A 17,473-nucleotide genomic window follows, 5' to 3' on the forward strand; every position below is an offset into this window, starting at 1 on the left:
CAGTCACGTTAGTCCTCCATCTCGCTTTTTGCGACCTCTGCACCGGCGAATTCGAGCACCTCCTTGGCCCCTTCCTGGGAGTAGCCCTGTTCCATCAGCGCGTCGATCCACTGGTTTCGCTCGTCGTCGTCCATCTCGCCGCTGGAGACCAGCGCCGAGAAGTTGATGTTGTGTTTCTTGTCCTCCCAGAGTTTCCGTTCGAGGGCGCGGCGCAGGCGGTCGTTGTCCTGCGGATCGAACGTCTCGCCCTCGCGTGCGCGCCTCGAAACCCAGTTTGCGACCTCCTGGCGGAAGTCGTCTTTCCGGTCCTCGGGCAAGTCGAGTTTCTCCTCGACGCTGCGGAGGAAGGTCTCGTCGGGCTCTTGCTCTCTGCCGGTGATATCGTCTTCGACGGTGTCGTCGTCGATGTAGGCCATCACGTGGTCCATGTACTTCTCGCCCTGGCGCTGGATCTCGTCGACGTCGTAGGCCAGCGCGTGGCGGACGTCCTCGATTGCGCGCTCTTTGTACTCCTCGCGGACCAGTTCGAGGTAGCGGTAGTAGGTCTCGAACAGCTCCTCGGAGATCGAGCCGTGGTTTTCGAGGTTGCCCTCCAGGTGGTTGAACGTGATAAGCGGCGAGAGGAACATCCGGCTGCGGTGCATCGAATCCATGATCGCCTCGGCGATCTCGTCGCCGATAAACCGGGGTGAGACACCGGTCATCCCTTCACCGATTTCTGCCTTTTCGTTTGCCTCCTCGCGGAGCTTCTTGATGTCGATATCCTCGGTTTCGTCGATCTCGCCGTTGTAGGCTTTGGCCTTCTGGACGAGGCTGATACTGGAGGCATCGGGCTCTTCGATCCGCGTGAGCACACCGAAGAGGCCGGCCATCTCCAGCGTGTGGGGTTCGACCTGGATATCCGGTAGATCCGCGTTACGCAGCATCTTTCGGTAGATGTCGGCCTCGTTCTCGTAGGAGAGCACGTACGGGAAGTCGATCCGTTTGGTCCGGTCGTTGAACGCTTCCATCTTCTCGTCGCCTTTCTTGTCGCGGTACTCCGGCATGTTCGTCCGGCCGACGATCACCTGATCGATGTCGATCCGTGGGTTGCTTTTCGGCTTGATCGTCTGCTCCTGGGTGGCGTGCAGGAAGTCGTAGAGGAACTCCCGCTGGAGTTTGAGCAACTCCTCACCGGAGAAGATCCCGCGGTTCGCGTTACAGAACGCGCCCGCGTAGTCGAACGCACGCGGGTCAGATTCGCCGTAGATCGCGATCTTCGAGTAGTTGACGTCGCCAGTCAGTTCGGTCTCGTCCTGGTTTTTCTTGTCTTTCGGCTCGAAGGTTTCGATGGACTGGCGTTTGTTCTCGTCGGCGACCAGTCGGACGATCTCGACGTGGTTGTCGAGGACTGCTTCGAGGTCGTCGTCGTAGTGTGCCAGCAGCTTGTCCATGTAGAACTCGCTTGCCGGATCGAGCGCCTGCTCGTTGCGGATCGTGTACGGGGCGTCCAGCGTCTCGTTCATCTTCTCGATGACCGACCGTCGCTGTTTCTCCGGGAGCAACACGATCGGATCCTGATTCATCGGCGACCGCACCACGTCGTCGGCAGGGTCCTGATCCGGAATTACGTCACAGAGATTCGTCCAGCGGAAGGTGTACATCCGTCCTTCGTCGCGGCTGGTGTAATCCTCGAAGTACGTCCGGACCTGTGAATCGAAGTCCGACTTCCCCGAGCCGACCGGACCGAGCATGAGCAAGATACGCCGCTCCGGCCCGAGTCCGCGTGCACCCGATTTCACCTTGTTGACGAAGCCGTGGATCGCCTCGTGGACGACCCGGCCGTAGAAGGTGTTCTCACCGTCTTCGAGTGGATCTTCGGAGGCGAGTTTGTACTCGACGACGCCGTCTTCTTCGTCGTACTCCGTCCCGTAGAAATCGAACATGTCTGCGACGCGCTGGTGGGCGCTTCGGGCGATTTTCGGGTACTCCTGTAGCTCTTCGAGATACCAGTCGAACGAACGCGTCCGGCGCAAGTCACTCGGTATGGTGTCCCGGTACTCCTGGCTTAGCGATTCGAGTGTCGTTTCGTTGTTACTCATGATTGTGGGTTCTGTTTGCGAAGCTATTCTGAACTGGGTCGATTCCGCCTGCGAGTGGGTCCGTTTCTATCGGTGGGCGCCGACGGCTCCGGGCCGCGTTGGACCTCGTCGGCTCACCGACACTATTTAATGCCATGTGCATGCATACCATATGGAAGCCAGCTACCAGCCAGTCCTGAGTGTGTAACTGTCTGTCACCGACTTACCGATACTATTTAATTAAGAAGCTCTTCAGACTTATAAATCTGTATACCGTGAGGTAATTTTCGTCCAGATCATGGAAAACACTGTAAAAAAGTACGGGACAGAAGCGAGGTGTTCTAAAACGAATCGGGGGTTGGATTTCTGTTTTTAAAGCTAGCTCGGTGTGAAACAGTCTTGGCCGGCCAGGTCGTACCGGCGCGTATGGATACCGACCGAGTGCCCGATGGCTGGCAACTCTGGACCGAGGAGGAGTACAAACTCGTCTTTACCTACCGACCGGACGTGTTCAACAGCACCGACTTTCCCGCACCGTGTCTGCCGACAATCCACGTCACGAAGGGGAGACGGAGCCGTCGCCCTGGGCGGAACACCCCAGGCCCGTCGGACTCGTGGTACGTCACGCTGTATCTCGAACCGGACGTCAACGACGACGAACGAAGCTACGAGGACAGAGCGAGCGCACAGGAAGCCGCCCTGAATCTCGCCGGACGGTTCGCTGCCGGTGAAATCGACTACCGGTCACTGTACCAGGTCCCACGGGAAGCGTACTTCGACCGCCTCGACGAACTGACCGAACAGGACTAGCTACTGCTGGCTGCCAGTCAGGCGGTGGACGACCCTGCGGCGGAGGCCGCCGGCGGCCTGTCGGAGACTCACCCGCCAGGGCGTGCGTTTGCCATCGGTCGCCGTTCGACCCGCTTTGATCTCTTCGAGTATCCCCTCGGCGGTCGGCTCCGGCGGATCGACTTTCGTGACCGCCTGACCGACCATCTCACAGATGTGCGCATCGCTGCCGGCGGTCATCGGTAGCCCGCGTCGGCTCGCGAACATCCGTGCCTGCCGGTTCGAAAAGCCAGTCAGCAGCCGTGAGTTGTAGACCTCGATCGCGTCTGCGGTCGTGAGTTCCTGTTTCGAGATGTTCGCGAGCACCCCACTGCGCGATTCCTGGAACGGGTGTGGCACGACGGCGATACCACCGTTGTCGCGGATCCGGTCGATCGTCTCGGCAAATGGGAGCCCCGACGGGATCAGGGCGTCAGTGCCAAGCGAGAGAACGTGCCCGTCCGCGCTCGACACTTCCATCCCCGGAATCGCGATCACGTCGTACTCCGGGGCGAGCGAGACGGCGTCTCGGCTGGCACTGATCTCGTCGTGGTCGGTGACCGCGATGGCGTCCAGCCCGACAGCGACGGCCTGATCGAGGAGGAGTTCGACGGAATCCCGGCCGTCGAAGGAGGCCTCGGAGTGGGTGTGCAGATCGATCGAGAGCACTATAGGCGTTGTTGGGGGAAGCAGTATAAGTGATCCCCGATATTCGGGCGCTAGCTCGCCTGCGGTCCCGGTCGACGCCGGTACAGCTCCCGGTACCGCCGAATCTTCCGGAACAGGAGCGAAAACCAGAAGCCGTGGTAGACGACGATGAACAGAACGAACGATCCCAGCGTGAACGGGAGTATCGAGACGAGCGTGTTGTACAGCCCGTGGATGAACGCCGCGATGAGCAGCCCTTTGACGACGATCGGCCCGCGTTTGCTCTGATTGAACTTCGCCAGGCCGAGATAGAAGCCGGCCCACGCCGAGAAGACGACGTGACCCGGCCCGACGAACGCTCGCTGTGTGGCGATTGCGATCGCGTCTTGTTCCAGCACGATGAGTCCGTTCGTCGTCGTTTCGGCCCCGAAAATGAGGATGTACGTCAGGTTCTCGATCGCCGCGAAACCGACACCGGCCATCGCCCCGTAGACGACACCGTCGATCACCGTCCCGAACGCGTCCGATCTGTAGGCGTACACCCTGACTGCGAGCCACTTGACTGTCTCTTCGATGGGGCCGACCACGAGGAAGTAAAACAGCGAGAGACCGACGATACCGAAGATATTGAAAAACGGTTCGGTGATTCCGTTCACGACCCCGGCGATGCCCGCGAACACGACCCCGAGCAAGAACGTGACTGCGAGGATAACAAGTGGCTCGCGCGTCGTCGGGTCACGGTACCAGATATAGCCCGCGAGCAGGAGCGCCGGGACGGCTGATAGTGCCGAAAGGTAGCCGAGAATCGGCGCTTCGAGGACGAGCGCACCGGCGACGAGGAGTTGCCCGCCGAACAGTGCGACTGCGACGACCAGGAGGAGCCACCGTCTCGTCGACTGGAGTGCGTTCGTCAGTCGGACGGCGAACCGATCGAGCCAGGTCCGGACCTCCCAGGTCGCGATCTCGTGAAGATCGACCTCACCGCGGAAGGACTCCTGGACTGGGTCTCCCCTCGGCTTCGATCCCTGCCGCCGGCCCGAGCCGGCGGACCGACGGGGTGGGCCAGGTGGATGGCCGGGCAGTCGCTCGTCTCGGACTGACTGGCCAGCTGCACGATCTGTGTCCGGGTCTGGCTGGTCTGTTCCCGTTTCGGACTGGTCATTCCCCGCTGTGTCGTCGGAAGCCCCCGTCTCGTCGTCCGAGTGAGGGACCGGTTCCCCGGGTCGATCGTTCGACGGTCGGTCTCTATGGTCGTCCTCACCCGGCTCTGTCATCAGCTATCCGTAGGGATTCAGGCGTGTAGAAAGTTCCTATACCGGTGGACAGAACACTTGATAATTCGAGCGATACCATCGTGCCCGTCTCATATGTATCAAGGCTTCTGTCCACCGGTATATCGGACCCCCAGGGTGGAACCGACTGTCGCTACACGAGCAGTTCCCAGCTTCCCAGCAGGACAGCGAGAAAGATGTGTTCGCTGTCGATGACGAACCCGTAGAAAAGCGGCGTCCGGTCTCTGGTCGCGACGAGGCTGTAGCCGATCATGTAGCAGATGAAGGGGAGCAGGAGGACGTACTGGCGGTTGAGAACACCCGTGAGGAGGAACACCACGACGATCACACCGAGGACAGCACTCGCCGCGACAGCGAACTGTCTCGTGCGGGCGGGCCCGGCGACGACCGGGACTGACTTGATCCCCTCGGCGCGGTCACCCGCGATATCCTTGATATCGAACACGACGGCGGCGATCGTCAGGGCCGCAGTGATGAAACCGAACATGAAGAGGATGTCGAAGCTCCCGAGTACGCCGTAGTAGACACCGACGCCGAGTGGGATCAGGCCCCAGGAGAGCCCCACAAGCAGATTTTTCACCAGGAGGATCCGCTTGAGCCCGACAACCGAGTACAGCACCGCAACAGCGAGCGGAACGATCATCGCCGGCGCGCCGGGAATCCCTCGGACGATGGCGACAGCCGTCGCGACGAGATAGAGGACAGCACCGAGCGCCAGCAGCCAGACACCGTACTGTCGGACGAACGAGGCACGCTCCGGGACGTTCCGTTCGTCTTCCGCGAGATCGGTGAGGCGGTTGAACGAGTAGACAAACAGCGTGACGGCGAAGACGATAAAGAGAGCAGCCGGGTCGACGGCGAGATCGGCGAGTAGCATCGTCGAGAGGGCGACGCTAGTCGCCGACAGCGAGATGAGCAGATTCGAGTGAACCAGGAACAGCACCGTGGCGGTGAGAACTGCTCGTGGGTTCGTCGTAGGTGCAGGCATTGTGTCTCCGCGGGAAACAGCAGCCGTGGCGAACTCCGGAGGCGTAATTCCCGTGACGGCCTCCGAACGTAACGATCCCTGTCAGAGAGACAGGGTACTACAGGGAAATCACGTTCGGATCGGAGTCGTGCAGTCTCGGCCCGGCCGATAGCTAGCCGATCTTCCGCCACTGTTCGCCACAGCCCGGGCAGTGTCGAACGATCCCGATCTCGTCGGGGTCGTTTTTCGTTCCCAGTTCATCGCCACACGACGAACAGGTCAACCGTTCGTAGGTGTCCTTTTCGATATCACCGGACCGGAGCCCCTTCCGAATTGAATCCATGCGCGAGTGTAAACAGGGAGACACCAAAAACCTGCGGCAACCGTATGCGCGAATCGCGCCCCTTTTTACTGGGCTCTCGTAACCGAGTGCGATGGAGTACACGCAGGAACGGTTCGCCACGTTCCACGACTACGGGGATGCACAGCCGCCCGCCCCTGTCGACGAGGCGACAGTCGTCGTCCCGCTCGCGGAGCGCGATCACGCGAGTCCGGCGGCCAACCGCGCCATGGAGAAACTCGAAGCGGTCGATCCCGGACGCGTGCTGATCGCGCTGCGGGCCGACAGCGACGCGGTCAGCCGGATCGTCGAGTGGGTCGACTCCTTCGAGTTCGATGGAACGGTACTGTGGTGTACGGCCCCGGCGATCAAGACCGCACTCGAAGCGAACGGAATCGACAGCGCCGCCGGGAAAGGACGTGACGTCTGGCTGGCAGTCGGTGTCGCGAGCAAGTCAGAGTACGTCGTCGTCCACGATGCCGATGCGACGACCTACGACACGGCCCACGTCCCGAAACTGCTCTTTCCGCTCGCGAACGGTTACGACTTCGCCAAGGGGTACTACGCCCGCGTCGAAAACCAGCAGCTGTACGGCAGACTGTTCCGGCTCTTCTACACCCCGCTCGTGCAGGTGCTCGAAGCCGAGCACCACCACCCGTTCGTCTCCTATCTCGATAGCTTCCGCTACGCACTCGCTGGGGAGTTTGCGATGACGGCCGAAACTGCACAGTCAGTTCGCTCACCCAGCGGCTGGGGGCTCGAAGTCGGGACGCTCGGTGACACGTTCGATATCGCGGGCTTCGAGGGGACCGCACAGGTCGATCTGGGTATCCACAAGCACGAACACCGGTCTGTCGAGGGGTCGGGCGGACTCGGACAGATGTGTGCCGAGGTCGGCGAGACACTGTTTACCGTCCTCGAAGAGCAGGGGCTCGAACTCGACTACGACCGGCTCCGCTCGCAGTACCACGACCGCGCGGACCAGATCGTCGAGCAGTACGCGGGCGATGCAGCGTTCAACGGCTTTGCGTTCGACGAGCAGCGCGAACACGACCAGGCCGCAACCTACGCCGAGGCGATCACACCGCCGACGACCGACGACAGACTGCCTGCCTGGCAGGAGATTGCTCTCGACCCCGCAGAGATCGAAGAACACTCAGCGGCGGCGATCGACCGGGTGACAGCGGATCGAGTCGCCGAGCGAGACTGACATATATTACCCAGCAGGAACAGTGTCGCATATGGAGTGTACTGGTGACGATCTCGCCGGCATTGTCGATCTGTTTGGAGGACTTTCACGCGATACTCTCGCGACTGCACTCGTGGAACTCGCCTTCAAACAGGGCGAGGACGCCGAACCGTCTGCGTTCGAAGTGGAGATCGATGCGGCACTCCGGGAGTACGAACTGGTCGAACTCGAACCGACCAGGGAAGAGACGCTCCTCGTTGCGGGGCCGGCAGCCTTTCCGATGCTCCCCGAGGAGGCCGAGGACCTCCACCACATTCTCGACGCCGAACAGCGGGAGATCGACCGGGCGGAGGCCGGCACTGCAGCGGCCGACAAACTCCACAGGGACGCTGTCGGTGCGATAAACGCCGGCGACAGCGCCGAGATGCAGCGGCTGATCGATCTGAGCTACGATATCGAGGCGTGGGCACCGGTCGATCTCTCGGAGACACGGGATCGACTCGACGACGAACTGTCGACGGAGTAGTTATTTTACTGGCGCCGGGGCTGAGAATCCCGGCCCCTCCTCGTCGGTGGCCGAGACGTCTTCGGGTGCCCGCTCGATGGTCTGATACAGCTGGATTAGCTGGTCTATCGTCTGGTGAATGTCGTACTGTTCGACTGCCGCTCTGGTGTCGCGATCCGTTTCGAGACAGCGCTCGATCGCAGCGACCATCGCGTCGAGATTGCCGTACTCGAACCGTTCGCCGTTGCCGGACTTGATCGTCCGCTCGAACGGCGGGACGTCAGCCGCAGCGACTGGTGTCCCGCAGGCGTTCGCTTCGAGTGTCGACAGCCCCAGCGTATCCGCCGTGGAGGCAGTGACGAAGGCATCGATCGAGGAGTAAAACATCGGGAGGTCCTCGCGGGGGAGAAAGTCACGAAACGTAACGTTGTCCGGGTGGTTCGCTCTGAGTTCGTCGTGGCAGGGGCCCTCACCGACGATGACGAACTCGTACTCGGGCAGGCGCTCTGCCGCCCGGAGAATCTCGTCGACGTTTTTTTCCGGACTCACCCGACCGCTGTAGCCGACGACCGTTTTGTCCGGATACCAGTCCTCCTCTGTCGGCTGGAAAAACGCCATATCGATCCCGACGGGGAGCGAGATGTGATCCACGTCCCGGTCGATCTGGTCCGTCGACGCCGTCACAGCGTCGAAACTCTGGAGGAAGTTGTTCTCCACGGGAAGATACAGTTTCGCGAGCGCATCCGCGAGTGACTGGCTTTTGACGCCCTGGTGAAAGTACTCCTCGACGGGCGTGTGGTGGGTGTAGATCGTCGGAAGGTCGTGTTTCCAGGCGTAGTAGCGGCCGAGAATGCTAACCGAGGCCGGTCCGTGACAGTGGACGATATCCAGCTCCGGCAGTGTCGAGGGTCGCCGGAACAGTGGAATCCGGTACCCTTCGTACACCGGGTTCGGGAGTGATCGGACCGGAATCTCGCGATCGCCGGGCTCGTAGTCGCCGTCTGGGTAGACGACGTACACCTCGTAGCCCTGCTGTTCGAGTCGCTCGCGCCAGAGTTTGATCGTATACGTCACACCGTCGATCTCGGGGAAGTAACTATCTGTAAAAAATCCGATCTTCATCGTGCCACCTCTCTGTACAGCTGTTCGTACTCGGCTGCGACAGCGTCCAGTGAGAACTCCTCGCTTCGCTTTTTGGCCTGCTCGCCGAGTTGTTGCCTGAGTTCGGGATCTTCGAGTCGTTCGAGTGCGCGTTCGAAGCCGTCGACGCCTGGCTCGGAGATCTTGATGGAATCGTCACCGTCTTCCAGCCAGGCGAACGTCTCGATATCACGAACGACGACGGGTTTCCCTGCCGCCATCGCTTCGAGCAATGCGATCCCCTCGTTTTCCTCGTGTGTGGGGAAACAGAAGATATCTCCCGCGGCGAACGCGCCGCGGATATCGTCGACGAAGCCGGTGAACGTACAGTTGTCGGGGGACTCTTCGATCAGGCGTGTCGTCTCCCGGCCTTTCAGCGAGAGATCCAGGTGGCCGAACCAGGCGAAGTCGAGCTCCGGCATGCGGCGGGCCAGTTCGACGAACGTTTCGAGTCCTTTCCGTTTGATGACGTGGCCGACGAGGAACACCGTCGGCGATTCGAGGTCGTAGCGCTCTCGATACTCGGATTCGAGTGATTCGAACCCGTCGAGTTTCTCCCGGTCGACGCCGTTCGAGATGACGCGTGTCGGCGTCTCGGTGTAGCGTTCGAGCAACTGCTGGTTGTACTCGGAGGGACAGACCAGCTGGTCTGCCAGACTGTATGCTCTCTCGAGATACGGCTTGAGCGGTTTCGCGAGCGCGTTCGTAAACCGAAAACTGTCCCCGAAGTCCTCGGCAGTCACGTGCGTATGTGCAACGACTGGGACTCCGTTCGCGTTCGCTCGCCGTGCGTACCAGACAGAACGTGGCCCCATCACGTTACAGTGAAAGATATCCGCGCTCAGGTCCGGTTCAGTCGTGTACTCCACACCGAGCAGGTCGAACATTTTCCGCTGTTGGCTCACCGACTGCCGGATTCCGCCTGTGACGTGATCGCCGAACTCGAAGTAGTGGCTGATTGCCACATCGATCGGCTCATCGAACGGCCGGGTCCGCCACTGTCGGGACCCTCCTGACTGCCCGCGGGAGATACTACTCGATTTCAAGCCACGGAACCTCCATAAGTGGCGGAATGTACGTCTCGATGTGATGTTCCCAGACGCCCTCCTCGCCGAAGGCTTCCCCGTGGTCAGCGGTCACGACGACGTCCCCATCTAGCTCGTCGACGATCTCCGCGACTTCTTCGAGTGCGATCCGAAGATTTTCTTCGTACAGTGCGAGCGCCGCCCCGCGGGTCCCGTTTTTGAGCACGTCCGTCGGGCCGAGTTCGAGCCAGAGCCCCGCCTTCTGTGCGAGTTCGCTGCCGTCGAGTTTCTCCTCGACTTTCGGGCGGAGCTTGTCGCTGAGCGAACTCAGCGTCCCGTCGTTCGCGACCTCCTCTGCGTCCTCCTGATTTCTGATCCCTTTCTGGATCTGTTTCAGCTTGCGGCCCTTCCCGCGTGAGAGATACGGGGCGTGGGGCTGCATGTAGTGGAGCACCGTCCGCTCTGTCCGGTCGTCGGTATCCGAATGCCGTTCGAGTGACTCGGCCAGGCTCTCCGGGGGCACCGTTCCCAGATCGTCGTCCCAGCCTTCCTTCCAGACGTCGATGACGTCGCTGATATGCTCCGTGGCGGTCCACTCGTAGTCACAGCTTGCCCCCCACTTGAGTTCGTTGAGTGGGATTCCGAGACTGTTGATAAACGGATTGCCGGAAAAATAGGCGATATCGTGCTCTTCGGTAAACGTTCGGTAGGCCCATTCGGGTGTCGAGGACCCGATACTCTCGCGTTTCTCCAGGGTCCCATCGAGATATTCGTCGTACACCTCCGCGAAGACATCGTATCTGCAGGCATCGAGTACCAAACAGTAATCCCACTCTGACTCGAGAAACTGCTGGTTATCCATCGTGTAGAGTCTACTTTTCTATTCATCTTATATATTCTTATTGGTTGGCGGAAAGCCACTCTTCACCCCGATTCGGCCGAATATATTGGATTATTTAGATCTACAGGTAAAGATTCAAACATATCAGCACAGATACCGAGTTAAAGCTTTTCTGGCCCATCGACGACTCTTCTGTACTCTTCGAGCGAACTCCTGGTGGTTCGACGGATTTTCGCCGGGGAACGTGTACAGTTCCGGGGTAACTCCATATCTGTGTCCGACCCCCTCCGAGAACTGTCACCCGCCGGGTTCCGTGGGCCAAAATCACAGAGAGACACGGGGGAGAGTCAGGCTGGAGACACTGTCTGGAACCGACTCATACTGCCGGCTGTACATTCGTAAAGATATGCGCCACCCCGGGTGGTGCAATTCTTCAGTTTTGTACAGCCGGCAGTATCAGCCTGCGGGAGACACTTTTTGTCTTCGAAACGTTGATAGCGTGGCCGCGGTAGCATCTGATAGAATGGGCGTCGAGTTCGGGGAACGGCTTGAGCTGGATACGTCGGTTCGGCGGCCGGAGCGGCTCGTGCTTCTGTTCGGTCTCCTGACCGGGCTGTTGGGTGTCGTCCTGGCTGCAAACGAACTGGCGAAGGGGACAGAGCTGGATTATCAGGCCTACTACTTTACTGGCCGAGCAGTCCTCCAGGGCGAACCCTTCGTCGGCTGGGCGATTACCGATATTTCCTTTTTAACGGAGAAAGCGTACGTGTACACACCGATCACGGCACCGATATTCGTCGTCTACGGGATCTTTCCACGGTGGGAGATCGGCTACGTCCTCAACATCGTCTTGCTGTTCGTCGTCTTCCTCCAGATCGGTCGGCTGACTCTCGACTTTCTCGAAAGCCACGGCGTGACACTCCAGCGCGTCGACAGAGTGTTGATCCTCGGCTTCTGTGTGTTCTCGGGCCACAGCATCCTGGGAATGTACCGGGGCAACGTCGATCCGATCATCCTGCTGGCACTCGCTGTCGGCCTGCTCGCGATGGAAAACGGCGAACAGATCAAGGGCGGGACGCTGTGGGCGACGACGGCACACTTCAAACTCTTCCCTGCATTTCTCGGTGTGTGGATGATATATCGGCGTGCGTACCGTGCGATCGCTGCAGCGATCGTCACCGGACTGGGACTGATCGTTCTTGGTGTCATCGTCTTCGGCATCGATGCCCACATCGAATTCGTCGAGTTCATCGTCAACGAGCGAAGTCGAGAGGGTGCCTTCCTCGGGGGTCTCGATCCGGAACTGCAGTGGATCACACTCCGTCGTCCGCTCTCCCAGTTCCTGCCGCTGACTGGAAACCAGCTCATCCTCCTTTCGACGGCGCTGATCGCTCCGTTCGTCTATCTGGTCTACCGCGACGCCGAGTCAGATCTCGACGCGGTTGTCGCCTTCTTCGCGACGATGGTCGCGATGTTGATCACGGTCGTCCCGTCGACGCTCAACTACGTCGTCTACCTCTACTTCCCGCTGCTCGCGCTGATCTATCTGACCGAAGAGAAGACCACGAAGTACCTGTTTCTGGCTGGGCTGGTGCTCGTCAACCTTCCGCTGTATCCACAGCACATCGAGTTGATCGTCGACGCACTGCCCCTTTCGGCCGGAATCGGTGACCTCATCGTCGGGGCTGCGCGGGCCGTTCTCACCTACACGTCGATCCCGCTGGTCGGCTTTCTCCTGGTCCTGGCCGGCTGTATCCGGTTCGTCCGCGTCCCCGATCCACTCGCGTCGACGCCCGAAAGAGAGCGACTCTAGCCCGACTCAGGAGCGGAGACTTCGGAGATGTCTGCGGATCTGTCGTCGACCGCGGGCGGACATCGCATTCCGGACGTGTCTGTCGGCCGACTGGCCGAGCCACAGGAGTTTGTAGAAGTCGTCGTGCGTCTCGAAGTCGGGTGGCAGCGGTCGGTGCTGCTGGTATCCACGGGCGAGCGCCCGGCGGAGCTGATTCTGGTCGGATCGGGGGAACCGAAACCAGTCGATGAATCGGAGTTCGGCGCGCGCGAGTGCGTAGCCAGCCGTGGTGACGTGTGCGTTCCCCCAGTCGAGAAACGCGGTCACCGATCCGTCGCTGTCGACGAGCAGGTTGTCAGGGAACAGGTCACCGTGGGTGAGTACCGGCTGCCAGTCCGTCTCACCGCCGAAGACCGTCAGCAACTCTCGACCACGCTCGGGGACGTGGAGCCCGTTCGGCGGACGGAGTTCGAGACTGTCACCGGCCCGTCCGAGCCCACCCGTGCGGTCGAACTGGTGGGTCGCATGGAGTGTCCCGAGCATCGAACCGACCGCTTCCAGGATCTGCACTCGCTCCGTCAGTTCTAGCGACGGAAACGGTGTCGGTGGGTCACCGTCACAGAACTCGTACAGCGCCCAGTACGTCCCTTTACCGTCACGAAGCCGCCCCGAGGCGAGCACTGTCGGACACGCGATATCGGTGGTCTCGTCGACCAGTCGAACGACGAGCGGTTCGATCACGTCACCGGTCCGGATACTGAGACCGCCGATCTTGCAGACCGCGCGTCGGGGTTCGCCATCGAGTTCGAGCAAGTGTGTCTCTGCGATCCGTCCACCGGTCGCCTGTTCGGAGTCGAGGACCGAACAGCCAACTGCCGCGTCGACGATCCGTTCGACCTGCTCCGGTGGTGTTGCCATCGCGACTCCCTTCTCGGCAGGATGGATTAGTCCCGTCGATTTCAGCGCCAGAAACAGACTCCGACACACTAAAACCAACCCTGCTCAAATCAGGGACAAACGAACTAATTCATAGCTCTACAGAATGTTAAGTAAAAAACAAGTAGCAGTCGGCATCCTTTTCTGGGCACTGATCGCCGGTGCCTTTGTCACACTCGCTGGTATCGGGGACTTTCTGGAAAGTCTCAATGCGATCTCCGGGTGGGAGCTGGTCCAGATCCTCACCGCAGTCGCCGTGGGCGTGGTCGCGATGGGGTCGTGTCTCCACGTTATCTCGCTGAATATCGGACTCGGGTCGGGCTGGATCGAGACGATCTTTCTGAACACGAGCGTAAGTCTCGCCCACAATCTCACGCCTTTCGGTCAGGCCGGTGGCGCACCGATCGGTGCGGTGATCCTCTCGAAACGGTTCGATGGCAACTACGAGGAGTGTCTGGCAGCGCTGTCGATCAAAGATATCGTGAGCTTCGTCCCGTCGATTCTCGTCTTCATCTTCGGCGGTGGCTATTTCCTCCTGTTCGGGGAGACGATCCCCAACCAGCTCCGCCCAATCTTCGGAGCCTTTGCGCTGTTCGTCGTCGTCGTCGTCGGATCGGTGCTGGCCGTCCGACAGTATCCGGAGTTCATGCTGCGAGTGCTGCACTATCTCGTCGGCGGTGTCAACCGACTGGCTGGCTGGCTCCCGTTCGTTCCAAGTCTCGACAAATCGGAGGTGAGCGAGCGAGTGACGAATTTCTCGGACTCCATCGCCGATATCGCATCCGACCGAAAGACCGTCGTCGTCGCGAGCGCGCTGGCGACCACGTCGTTTCTCGCACAGGGGACACTACTCTGGCTTACGCTCGGCGCCGTCGACGTCACCATCCCCCTCCCACTCGCGATATTCATCGTCCCCGCCTCGCTTCTGGCCTCCGGACTCCCGCTTCCCGGCGGCAGCGGTGGTGTCGAAAGTGTCCAGATCCTCATGATCCTGGCCACGACGAGTGCCGCCTCTTCACCGACGATTACGGCTGTCGTCCTGAGCCGTGGGCTGGTGTTCTGGACACCGATCGTCCTCGGCTCGTTCACGCTACTCGGACTACAGTTGCAGGGAACGTTCGATTGAGATCAGGAGTCCGTGTGTGTGGCACAGACCCGTCGTAGTCCTTCCTCGAAATCGATCTCTGGCTCCCAGCCCGTCGCCTCGTGGAACGTCGAGTAGTCCGCACAGGTGTGATAGACGTAGACGTGTTCGGGGACCTGACTCTCGATGTACTCGGGTTCGATATCCGTCCCGAGTTCCTCGTTGAGTTTGTCGACAAGTGTATTGAAAGAGTAGGAATCACCAGTTCCGACGTTGTAGACGCCGTCTAGCTGTTCGTCGGCAGCCAGTTCCAGTGCGCGTACGACATCGGAGACGTGGGTGAAATCCCGGGTCTGGGTGCCGTCGCCGTACAGTTTTGGTGGGATGCCGTTGGCGAGATCGTCGGCAAACTGTGCGATAACGTTCGCGTACTCGCCTTTGTGTGCTTCCGCCCCGCCGTAGCCCTGATAGACCGAGAAAAATCGAAGGCCGGCCATCGACAGCCCGTAATGATTCGAGAAGTACTCGCCGTACCGTTCGCGCGCCATCTTCGAGGCCTCGTAACCGGTGTCGACAGTGATATCCATATCCACCGGCGAGGGCTCGGTCTGGCTCCCGTAGATCGACGACGTCGACGCGTAGACGACAGTCTCACAGCCGTCGTTGCGAGCCTGTTCGACGACGTTGACGAACCCCTCCACGTTCACACGAGCGCCGCGTGTTGGGTCTTCCTCGTGCATCGCGTACGACGACAGCGCAGCGAGATGAAAGACGACGTCGACATCTGTCGGCAGATCGTCTTCGAGCACCGACCGTTCGTAAAAGGTGACGTCGTCGACGAGGTTCTCGGGCGTTCCCAGCGAGCAGTCGTCCACGACGACAACGTCGTTCGACTCCGCAAGATGGTTCGCAAGATTCGAGCCGATAAACCCGGCACCACCGGTTACCAGTACGCGTTTCGCTTCCATGCTGATCATTCGCCTCCGAACCGGCAAAAGTGATTTCATACTGACTCCGATCACCGTGCTCGAATGTTGCCCGAGGGCCAGGTAACCGAGAGACTAACAATCAGGGAGCACATATCGGTGTACGGATGGATTTCCAGCGGGTCCGGAGCCACGAGCCGAAAATAGTGCGGGACCAGCCACAGGAAGCGGCGGTCATCCTCCCGGTCATCTCCCCGGAGACGGACCCGAAAATCCTCTTTACGAAACGTGCGGACCACCTTTCGGATCACCCGGGACAGATGAGCTTTCCCGGTGGCGGTAAGGAACCTGAAGACGACTCGCTCGAAGAGACTGCGTTGAGAGAGGCCCACGAAGAGATCGGGTTAGAGCCATCAGAGCCATCCCTCGTCGGCCGACTCGACGATATCCGGACGGTGACCCACTACTCCGTGCGACCTTTCGTCGGGGAGATCCCCGACAGGGAGTACGAACCCTGTGACGGTGAAGTCGCCGAGATCGCGCGACTCCCGATCGCCGAACTGACCGACCGCAGAAATTATCACAGCGAGCGTCGCGACCACCCCCACTACGGCGATATCCGACTGCACTACTTCTACGTCGGCAGGTTTACCGTCTGGGGTGCGACGGCACGGATGTTCGTCCAGTTTCTCGAACTCGCCACCGACTGGGAGATGCCAGCCGAGGCCGACCAGGAGGTCGAACCCGACGCCGACTTTCCAGTCTGAGTATGAGTTCCCAGACAATCGGCGTCGTCGGTGGTGGCGCGGTGGGACTCACCGCGAGTCTCGAACTGGCGAGACGGGACGTGGCTGTGACGCTGTTCGAACAGGGCAGACTGGGCAGCGGCGCGACCGGCCGCGCGGCTGGAATCTGTTACGACGCCTACGTCGACCAGCGTGACGCGGAGATTGCAGCCCGATCGCTGGATCGGTTCCGCGAACTCGGAGTCCTGACCGAACAGCCCTACGTCTGGTTTGCCAGAGCAGATGACGAGGTTGCAGCAGCGATCGAGTCCCACGTCGATGGGATGCAACGGGCCGGACGAGACGTCTCGCTGGTCGAACCCGCTGCTGTCTCGGAGCGGTTTCCGGGGCTGGTGACAGACGACGTGACGACGGCCGCGATTGCCAGGAATGCTGGCTACGTCGACACGACGGAATACGTCGAACTCGTGGCAGCCCGAGCAGCAGATGCAGGTGTGAGTATCGAGACGCAGACTCCGGTAACAGTCACAGAGCAGGGGACGATCCAGACAGCCGACGGGTCACACTCTTTCGATGCTGTCCTCGTCACGGCAGGTGCAGGCACAGTGGACGTGCTCGAAGCGACCGAGTTCGATCCCGCAGTCAGATGCTACCGGACGCAGGTTCTGGTTGCGAACTCGGCCGAGAGCGGTACGATCGGCGGAGTGCCGATGTTCTACGATGCGTCAGAAGAGTGGTACGGGAGACCGACAGCGGATGGGGTTCTGGCCGGTGATGGCTCGGAGCTGTACGCCGGGCCGCCTGCCGACTACGAACGGGAGACTGATGCCAGTTTCCGAACGGAACGGATGGCAGCGCTCGAACAGCGAATCGACGGGCTTGTGGAGATAAGCGACGCCTGGGCCGGACTCTGTACTGCGACGCCGGACCGCGACCCACTGGTCGGGGAGTGTCTGCCTGGCCTCTACGTCGCGACCGGATTCTGTGGCCACGGCTTCATGCGGTCGCCAGCGATCGGGGCAGCGATCGCAGAGCAGATACTCGGTGGCGATCCGATCGCAGGATTCGAGCCGACCCGTTTCGACGGGACCGAATCGATAGAGCTCCCGGTCGGCGTGACAGAGAGTGACGCTGAACAACAGTTCGAGTAAGCC

General features: G+C 60.6%; 17 protein-coding genes. 7 read left to right on the plus strand and 10 right to left on the minus strand.

Annotation, left to right across the window (positions count from 1 at the left end; translation table 11 throughout):
- Positions 1 to 8: 8 nt before the first annotated feature.
- The gene (locus EOW68_RS04150; RefSeq protein WP_128223926.1) at positions 9 to 2,081 is read right to left on the minus strand and encodes a PrkA family serine protein kinase; all 2,073 of its coding nucleotides are present in this window, start codon (positions 2,079 to 2,081) and stop codon (positions 9 to 11) included.
- A gap of 405 nt (positions 2,082 to 2,486) precedes the next feature.
- Here EOW68_RS04150 and EOW68_RS04155 point away from each other — a divergent pair, with 405 nt between their 5' ends.
- The gene (locus tag EOW68_RS04155) at positions 2,487 to 2,870 is read left to right on the plus strand and encodes a DUF5820 family protein (RefSeq protein ID WP_128223927.1); all 384 of its coding nucleotides are present in this window, start codon (positions 2,487 to 2,489) and stop codon (positions 2,868 to 2,870) included.
- Here the strand turns inward: EOW68_RS04155 and EOW68_RS04160 are convergent, their stop codons facing one another.
- The 4 genes from EOW68_RS04160 to EOW68_RS18455 form a co-directional block, all read right to left on the minus strand.
- The gene (locus EOW68_RS04160; RefSeq protein WP_128223928.1) at positions 2,871 to 3,557 is read right to left on the minus strand and encodes a CehA/McbA family metallohydrolase; all 687 of its coding nucleotides are present in this window, start codon (positions 3,555 to 3,557) and stop codon (positions 2,871 to 2,873) included. It lies immediately after the preceding gene.
- Between the two features lie 50 nt (positions 3,558 to 3,607).
- Positions 3,608 to 4,810 (minus strand): PrsW family intramembrane metalloprotease, encoded by a 1,203-nt coding sequence (locus tag EOW68_RS04165; protein ID WP_128223929.1) that lies wholly within the window; start codon positions 4,808 to 4,810, stop codon positions 3,608 to 3,610.
- Between the two features lie 151 nt (positions 4,811 to 4,961).
- The gene (locus EOW68_RS04170) at positions 4,962 to 5,816 is read right to left on the minus strand and encodes a UbiA family prenyltransferase (RefSeq protein WP_128223930.1); all 855 of its coding nucleotides are present in this window, start codon (positions 5,814 to 5,816) and stop codon (positions 4,962 to 4,964) included.
- Between the two features lie 151 nt (positions 5,817 to 5,967).
- Positions 5,968 to 6,138 (minus strand): HVO_0758 family zinc finger protein, encoded by a 171-nt coding sequence (locus tag EOW68_RS18455; protein ID WP_431358736.1) that lies wholly within the window; start codon positions 6,136 to 6,138, stop codon positions 5,968 to 5,970.
- Between the two features lie 91 nt (positions 6,139 to 6,229).
- Here EOW68_RS18455 and EOW68_RS04175 point away from each other — a divergent pair, with 91 nt between their 5' ends.
- Positions 6,230 to 7,345, plus strand: coding sequence for a glycosyltransferase family protein (locus tag EOW68_RS04175; protein ID WP_128223931.1), 1,116 nt, complete (start codon positions 6,230 to 6,232; stop codon positions 7,343 to 7,345).
- Positions 7,346 to 7,376: 31 nt separating this feature from the next.
- Positions 7,377 to 7,850: a DUF7109 family protein gene (locus tag EOW68_RS04180; RefSeq protein ID WP_128223932.1), complete on the plus strand. Its 474-nt coding sequence runs from the start codon at positions 7,377 to 7,379 to the stop codon at positions 7,848 to 7,850.
- On the opposite strand, the gene EOW68_RS04185 is transcribed toward EOW68_RS04180, so the two are convergent.
- The 3 genes from EOW68_RS04185 to EOW68_RS04195 form a co-directional block, all read right to left on the minus strand.
- Complete coding sequence (locus tag EOW68_RS04185; RefSeq protein WP_128223933.1) at positions 7,851 to 8,951, minus strand: glycosyltransferase; 1,101 nt, start codon at positions 8,949 to 8,951, stop codon at positions 7,851 to 7,853.
- On the minus strand, positions 8,948 to 9,934 hold the full coding sequence (locus tag EOW68_RS04190; protein ID WP_128224032.1) for a glycosyltransferase family 4 protein: 987 nt from the start codon (positions 9,932 to 9,934) through the stop codon (positions 8,948 to 8,950). The genes EOW68_RS04185 and EOW68_RS04190 overlap by 4 nt, the downstream gene beginning before the upstream one ends.
- Positions 9,935 to 10,001: 67 nt before the next feature.
- Positions 10,002 to 10,856 carry a hypothetical protein gene (locus EOW68_RS04195; protein WP_128223934.1) on the minus strand — a complete coding sequence of 285 codons (855 nt, stop codon included), beginning with the start codon at positions 10,854 to 10,856 and terminating at the stop codon, positions 10,002 to 10,004.
- 502 nt (positions 10,857 to 11,358) lie between these two features.
- Between EOW68_RS04195 and EOW68_RS04200 the strand changes: the two genes are divergently transcribed.
- Positions 11,359 to 12,648, plus strand: coding sequence for a glycosyltransferase 87 family protein (locus tag EOW68_RS04200; protein ID WP_431358737.1), 1,290 nt, complete (start codon positions 11,359 to 11,361; stop codon positions 12,646 to 12,648).
- Between the two features lie 6 nt (positions 12,649 to 12,654).
- Here EOW68_RS04200 and EOW68_RS04205 read toward each other — a convergent pair whose 3' ends face one another.
- A complete protein-coding gene (locus EOW68_RS04205) occupies positions 12,655 to 13,545 on the minus strand; it encodes a phosphotransferase enzyme family protein (RefSeq protein ID WP_128223936.1) in 891 nt (296 codons plus the stop codon).
- 124 nt (positions 13,546 to 13,669) lie between these two features.
- Between EOW68_RS04205 and EOW68_RS04210 the strand changes: the two genes are divergently transcribed.
- A complete protein-coding gene (locus tag EOW68_RS04210) occupies positions 13,670 to 14,689 on the plus strand; it encodes a flippase-like domain-containing protein (RefSeq protein ID WP_128223937.1) in 1,020 nt (339 codons plus the stop codon).
- Between the two features lie 2 nt (positions 14,690 to 14,691).
- Here EOW68_RS04210 and EOW68_RS04215 read toward each other — a convergent pair whose 3' ends face one another.
- Entirely contained in the window at positions 14,692 to 15,615 is a 924-nt protein-coding gene (locus EOW68_RS04215; protein WP_128223938.1) for an NAD-dependent epimerase/dehydratase family protein, read from the minus strand.
- Positions 15,616 to 15,740: 125 nt separating this feature from the next.
- On the opposite strand from EOW68_RS04215, the gene EOW68_RS04220 reads away from it, so the two are divergent.
- Both EOW68_RS04220 and EOW68_RS04225 read left to right on the plus strand, forming a co-directional pair.
- A complete protein-coding gene (locus tag EOW68_RS04220; protein WP_128223939.1) occupies positions 15,741 to 16,340 on the plus strand; it encodes an NUDIX hydrolase in 600 nt (199 codons plus the stop codon).
- Between the two features lie 2 nt (positions 16,341 to 16,342).
- Positions 16,343 to 17,470, plus strand: coding sequence for an NAD(P)/FAD-dependent oxidoreductase (locus EOW68_RS04225; protein WP_128223940.1), 1,128 nt, complete (start codon positions 16,343 to 16,345; stop codon positions 17,468 to 17,470).
- Positions 17,471 to 17,473 lie beyond the last annotated feature (3 nt).

It is taken from the genome of Halovenus amylolytica (assembly GCA_004015825.1).
GTDB classification, from domain to species: Archaea; Halobacteriota; Halobacteria; order Halobacteriales; family Haloarculaceae; genus Halovenus; species Halovenus amylolytica.

Excerpts from the sequence above, each read along its gene's own strand:
- EOW68_RS04150 (WP_128223926.1), bottom strand. The coding sequence starts at position 2,081 with ATGAGTAACAACGAAACGACACTCGAATCGCTAAGCCAGGAGTACCGG.
- EOW68_RS04155 (WP_128223927.1), top strand. The coding sequence starts at position 2,487 with ATGGATACCGACCGAGTGCCCGATGGCTGGCAACTCTGGACCGAGGAG.
- EOW68_RS04165 (WP_128223929.1), bottom strand. The coding sequence starts at position 4,810 with ATGACAGAGCCGGGTGAGGACGACCATAGAGACCGACCGTCGAACGAT.
- EOW68_RS04170 (WP_128223930.1), bottom strand. The coding sequence starts at position 5,816 with ATGCCTGCACCTACGACGAACCCACGAGCAGTTCTCACCGCCACGGTG.
- EOW68_RS18455 (WP_431358736.1), bottom strand. The coding sequence starts at position 6,138 with ATGGATTCAATTCGGAAGGGGCTCCGGTCCGGTGATATCGAAAAGGAC.
- EOW68_RS04175 (WP_128223931.1), top strand. The coding sequence starts at position 6,230 with ATGGAGTACACGCAGGAACGGTTCGCCACGTTCCACGACTACGGGGAT.
- EOW68_RS04180 (WP_128223932.1), top strand. The coding sequence starts at position 7,377 with ATGGAGTGTACTGGTGACGATCTCGCCGGCATTGTCGATCTGTTTGGA.
- EOW68_RS04185 (WP_128223933.1), bottom strand. The coding sequence starts at position 8,951 with ATGAAGATCGGATTTTTTACAGATAGTTACTTCCCCGAGATCGACGGT.
- EOW68_RS04195 (WP_128223934.1), bottom strand. The coding sequence starts at position 10,856 with ATGGATAACCAGCAGTTTCTCGAGTCAGAGTGGGATTACTGTTTGGTA.
- EOW68_RS04200 (WP_431358737.1), top strand. The coding sequence starts at position 11,359 with ATGGGCGTCGAGTTCGGGGAACGGCTTGAGCTGGATACGTCGGTTCGG.
- EOW68_RS04205 (WP_128223936.1), bottom strand. The coding sequence starts at position 13,545 with ATGGCAACACCACCGGAGCAGGTCGAACGGATCGTCGACGCGGCAGTT.
- EOW68_RS04210 (WP_128223937.1), top strand. The coding sequence starts at position 13,670 with ATGTTAAGTAAAAAACAAGTAGCAGTCGGCATCCTTTTCTGGGCACTG.
- EOW68_RS04215 (WP_128223938.1), bottom strand. The coding sequence starts at position 15,615 with ATGGAAGCGAAACGCGTACTGGTAACCGGTGGTGCCGGGTTTATCGGC.
- EOW68_RS04220 (WP_128223939.1), top strand. The coding sequence starts at position 15,741 with ATGGATTTCCAGCGGGTCCGGAGCCACGAGCCGAAAATAGTGCGGGAC.
- EOW68_RS04225 (WP_128223940.1), top strand. The coding sequence starts at position 16,343 with ATGAGTTCCCAGACAATCGGCGTCGTCGGTGGTGGCGCGGTGGGACTC.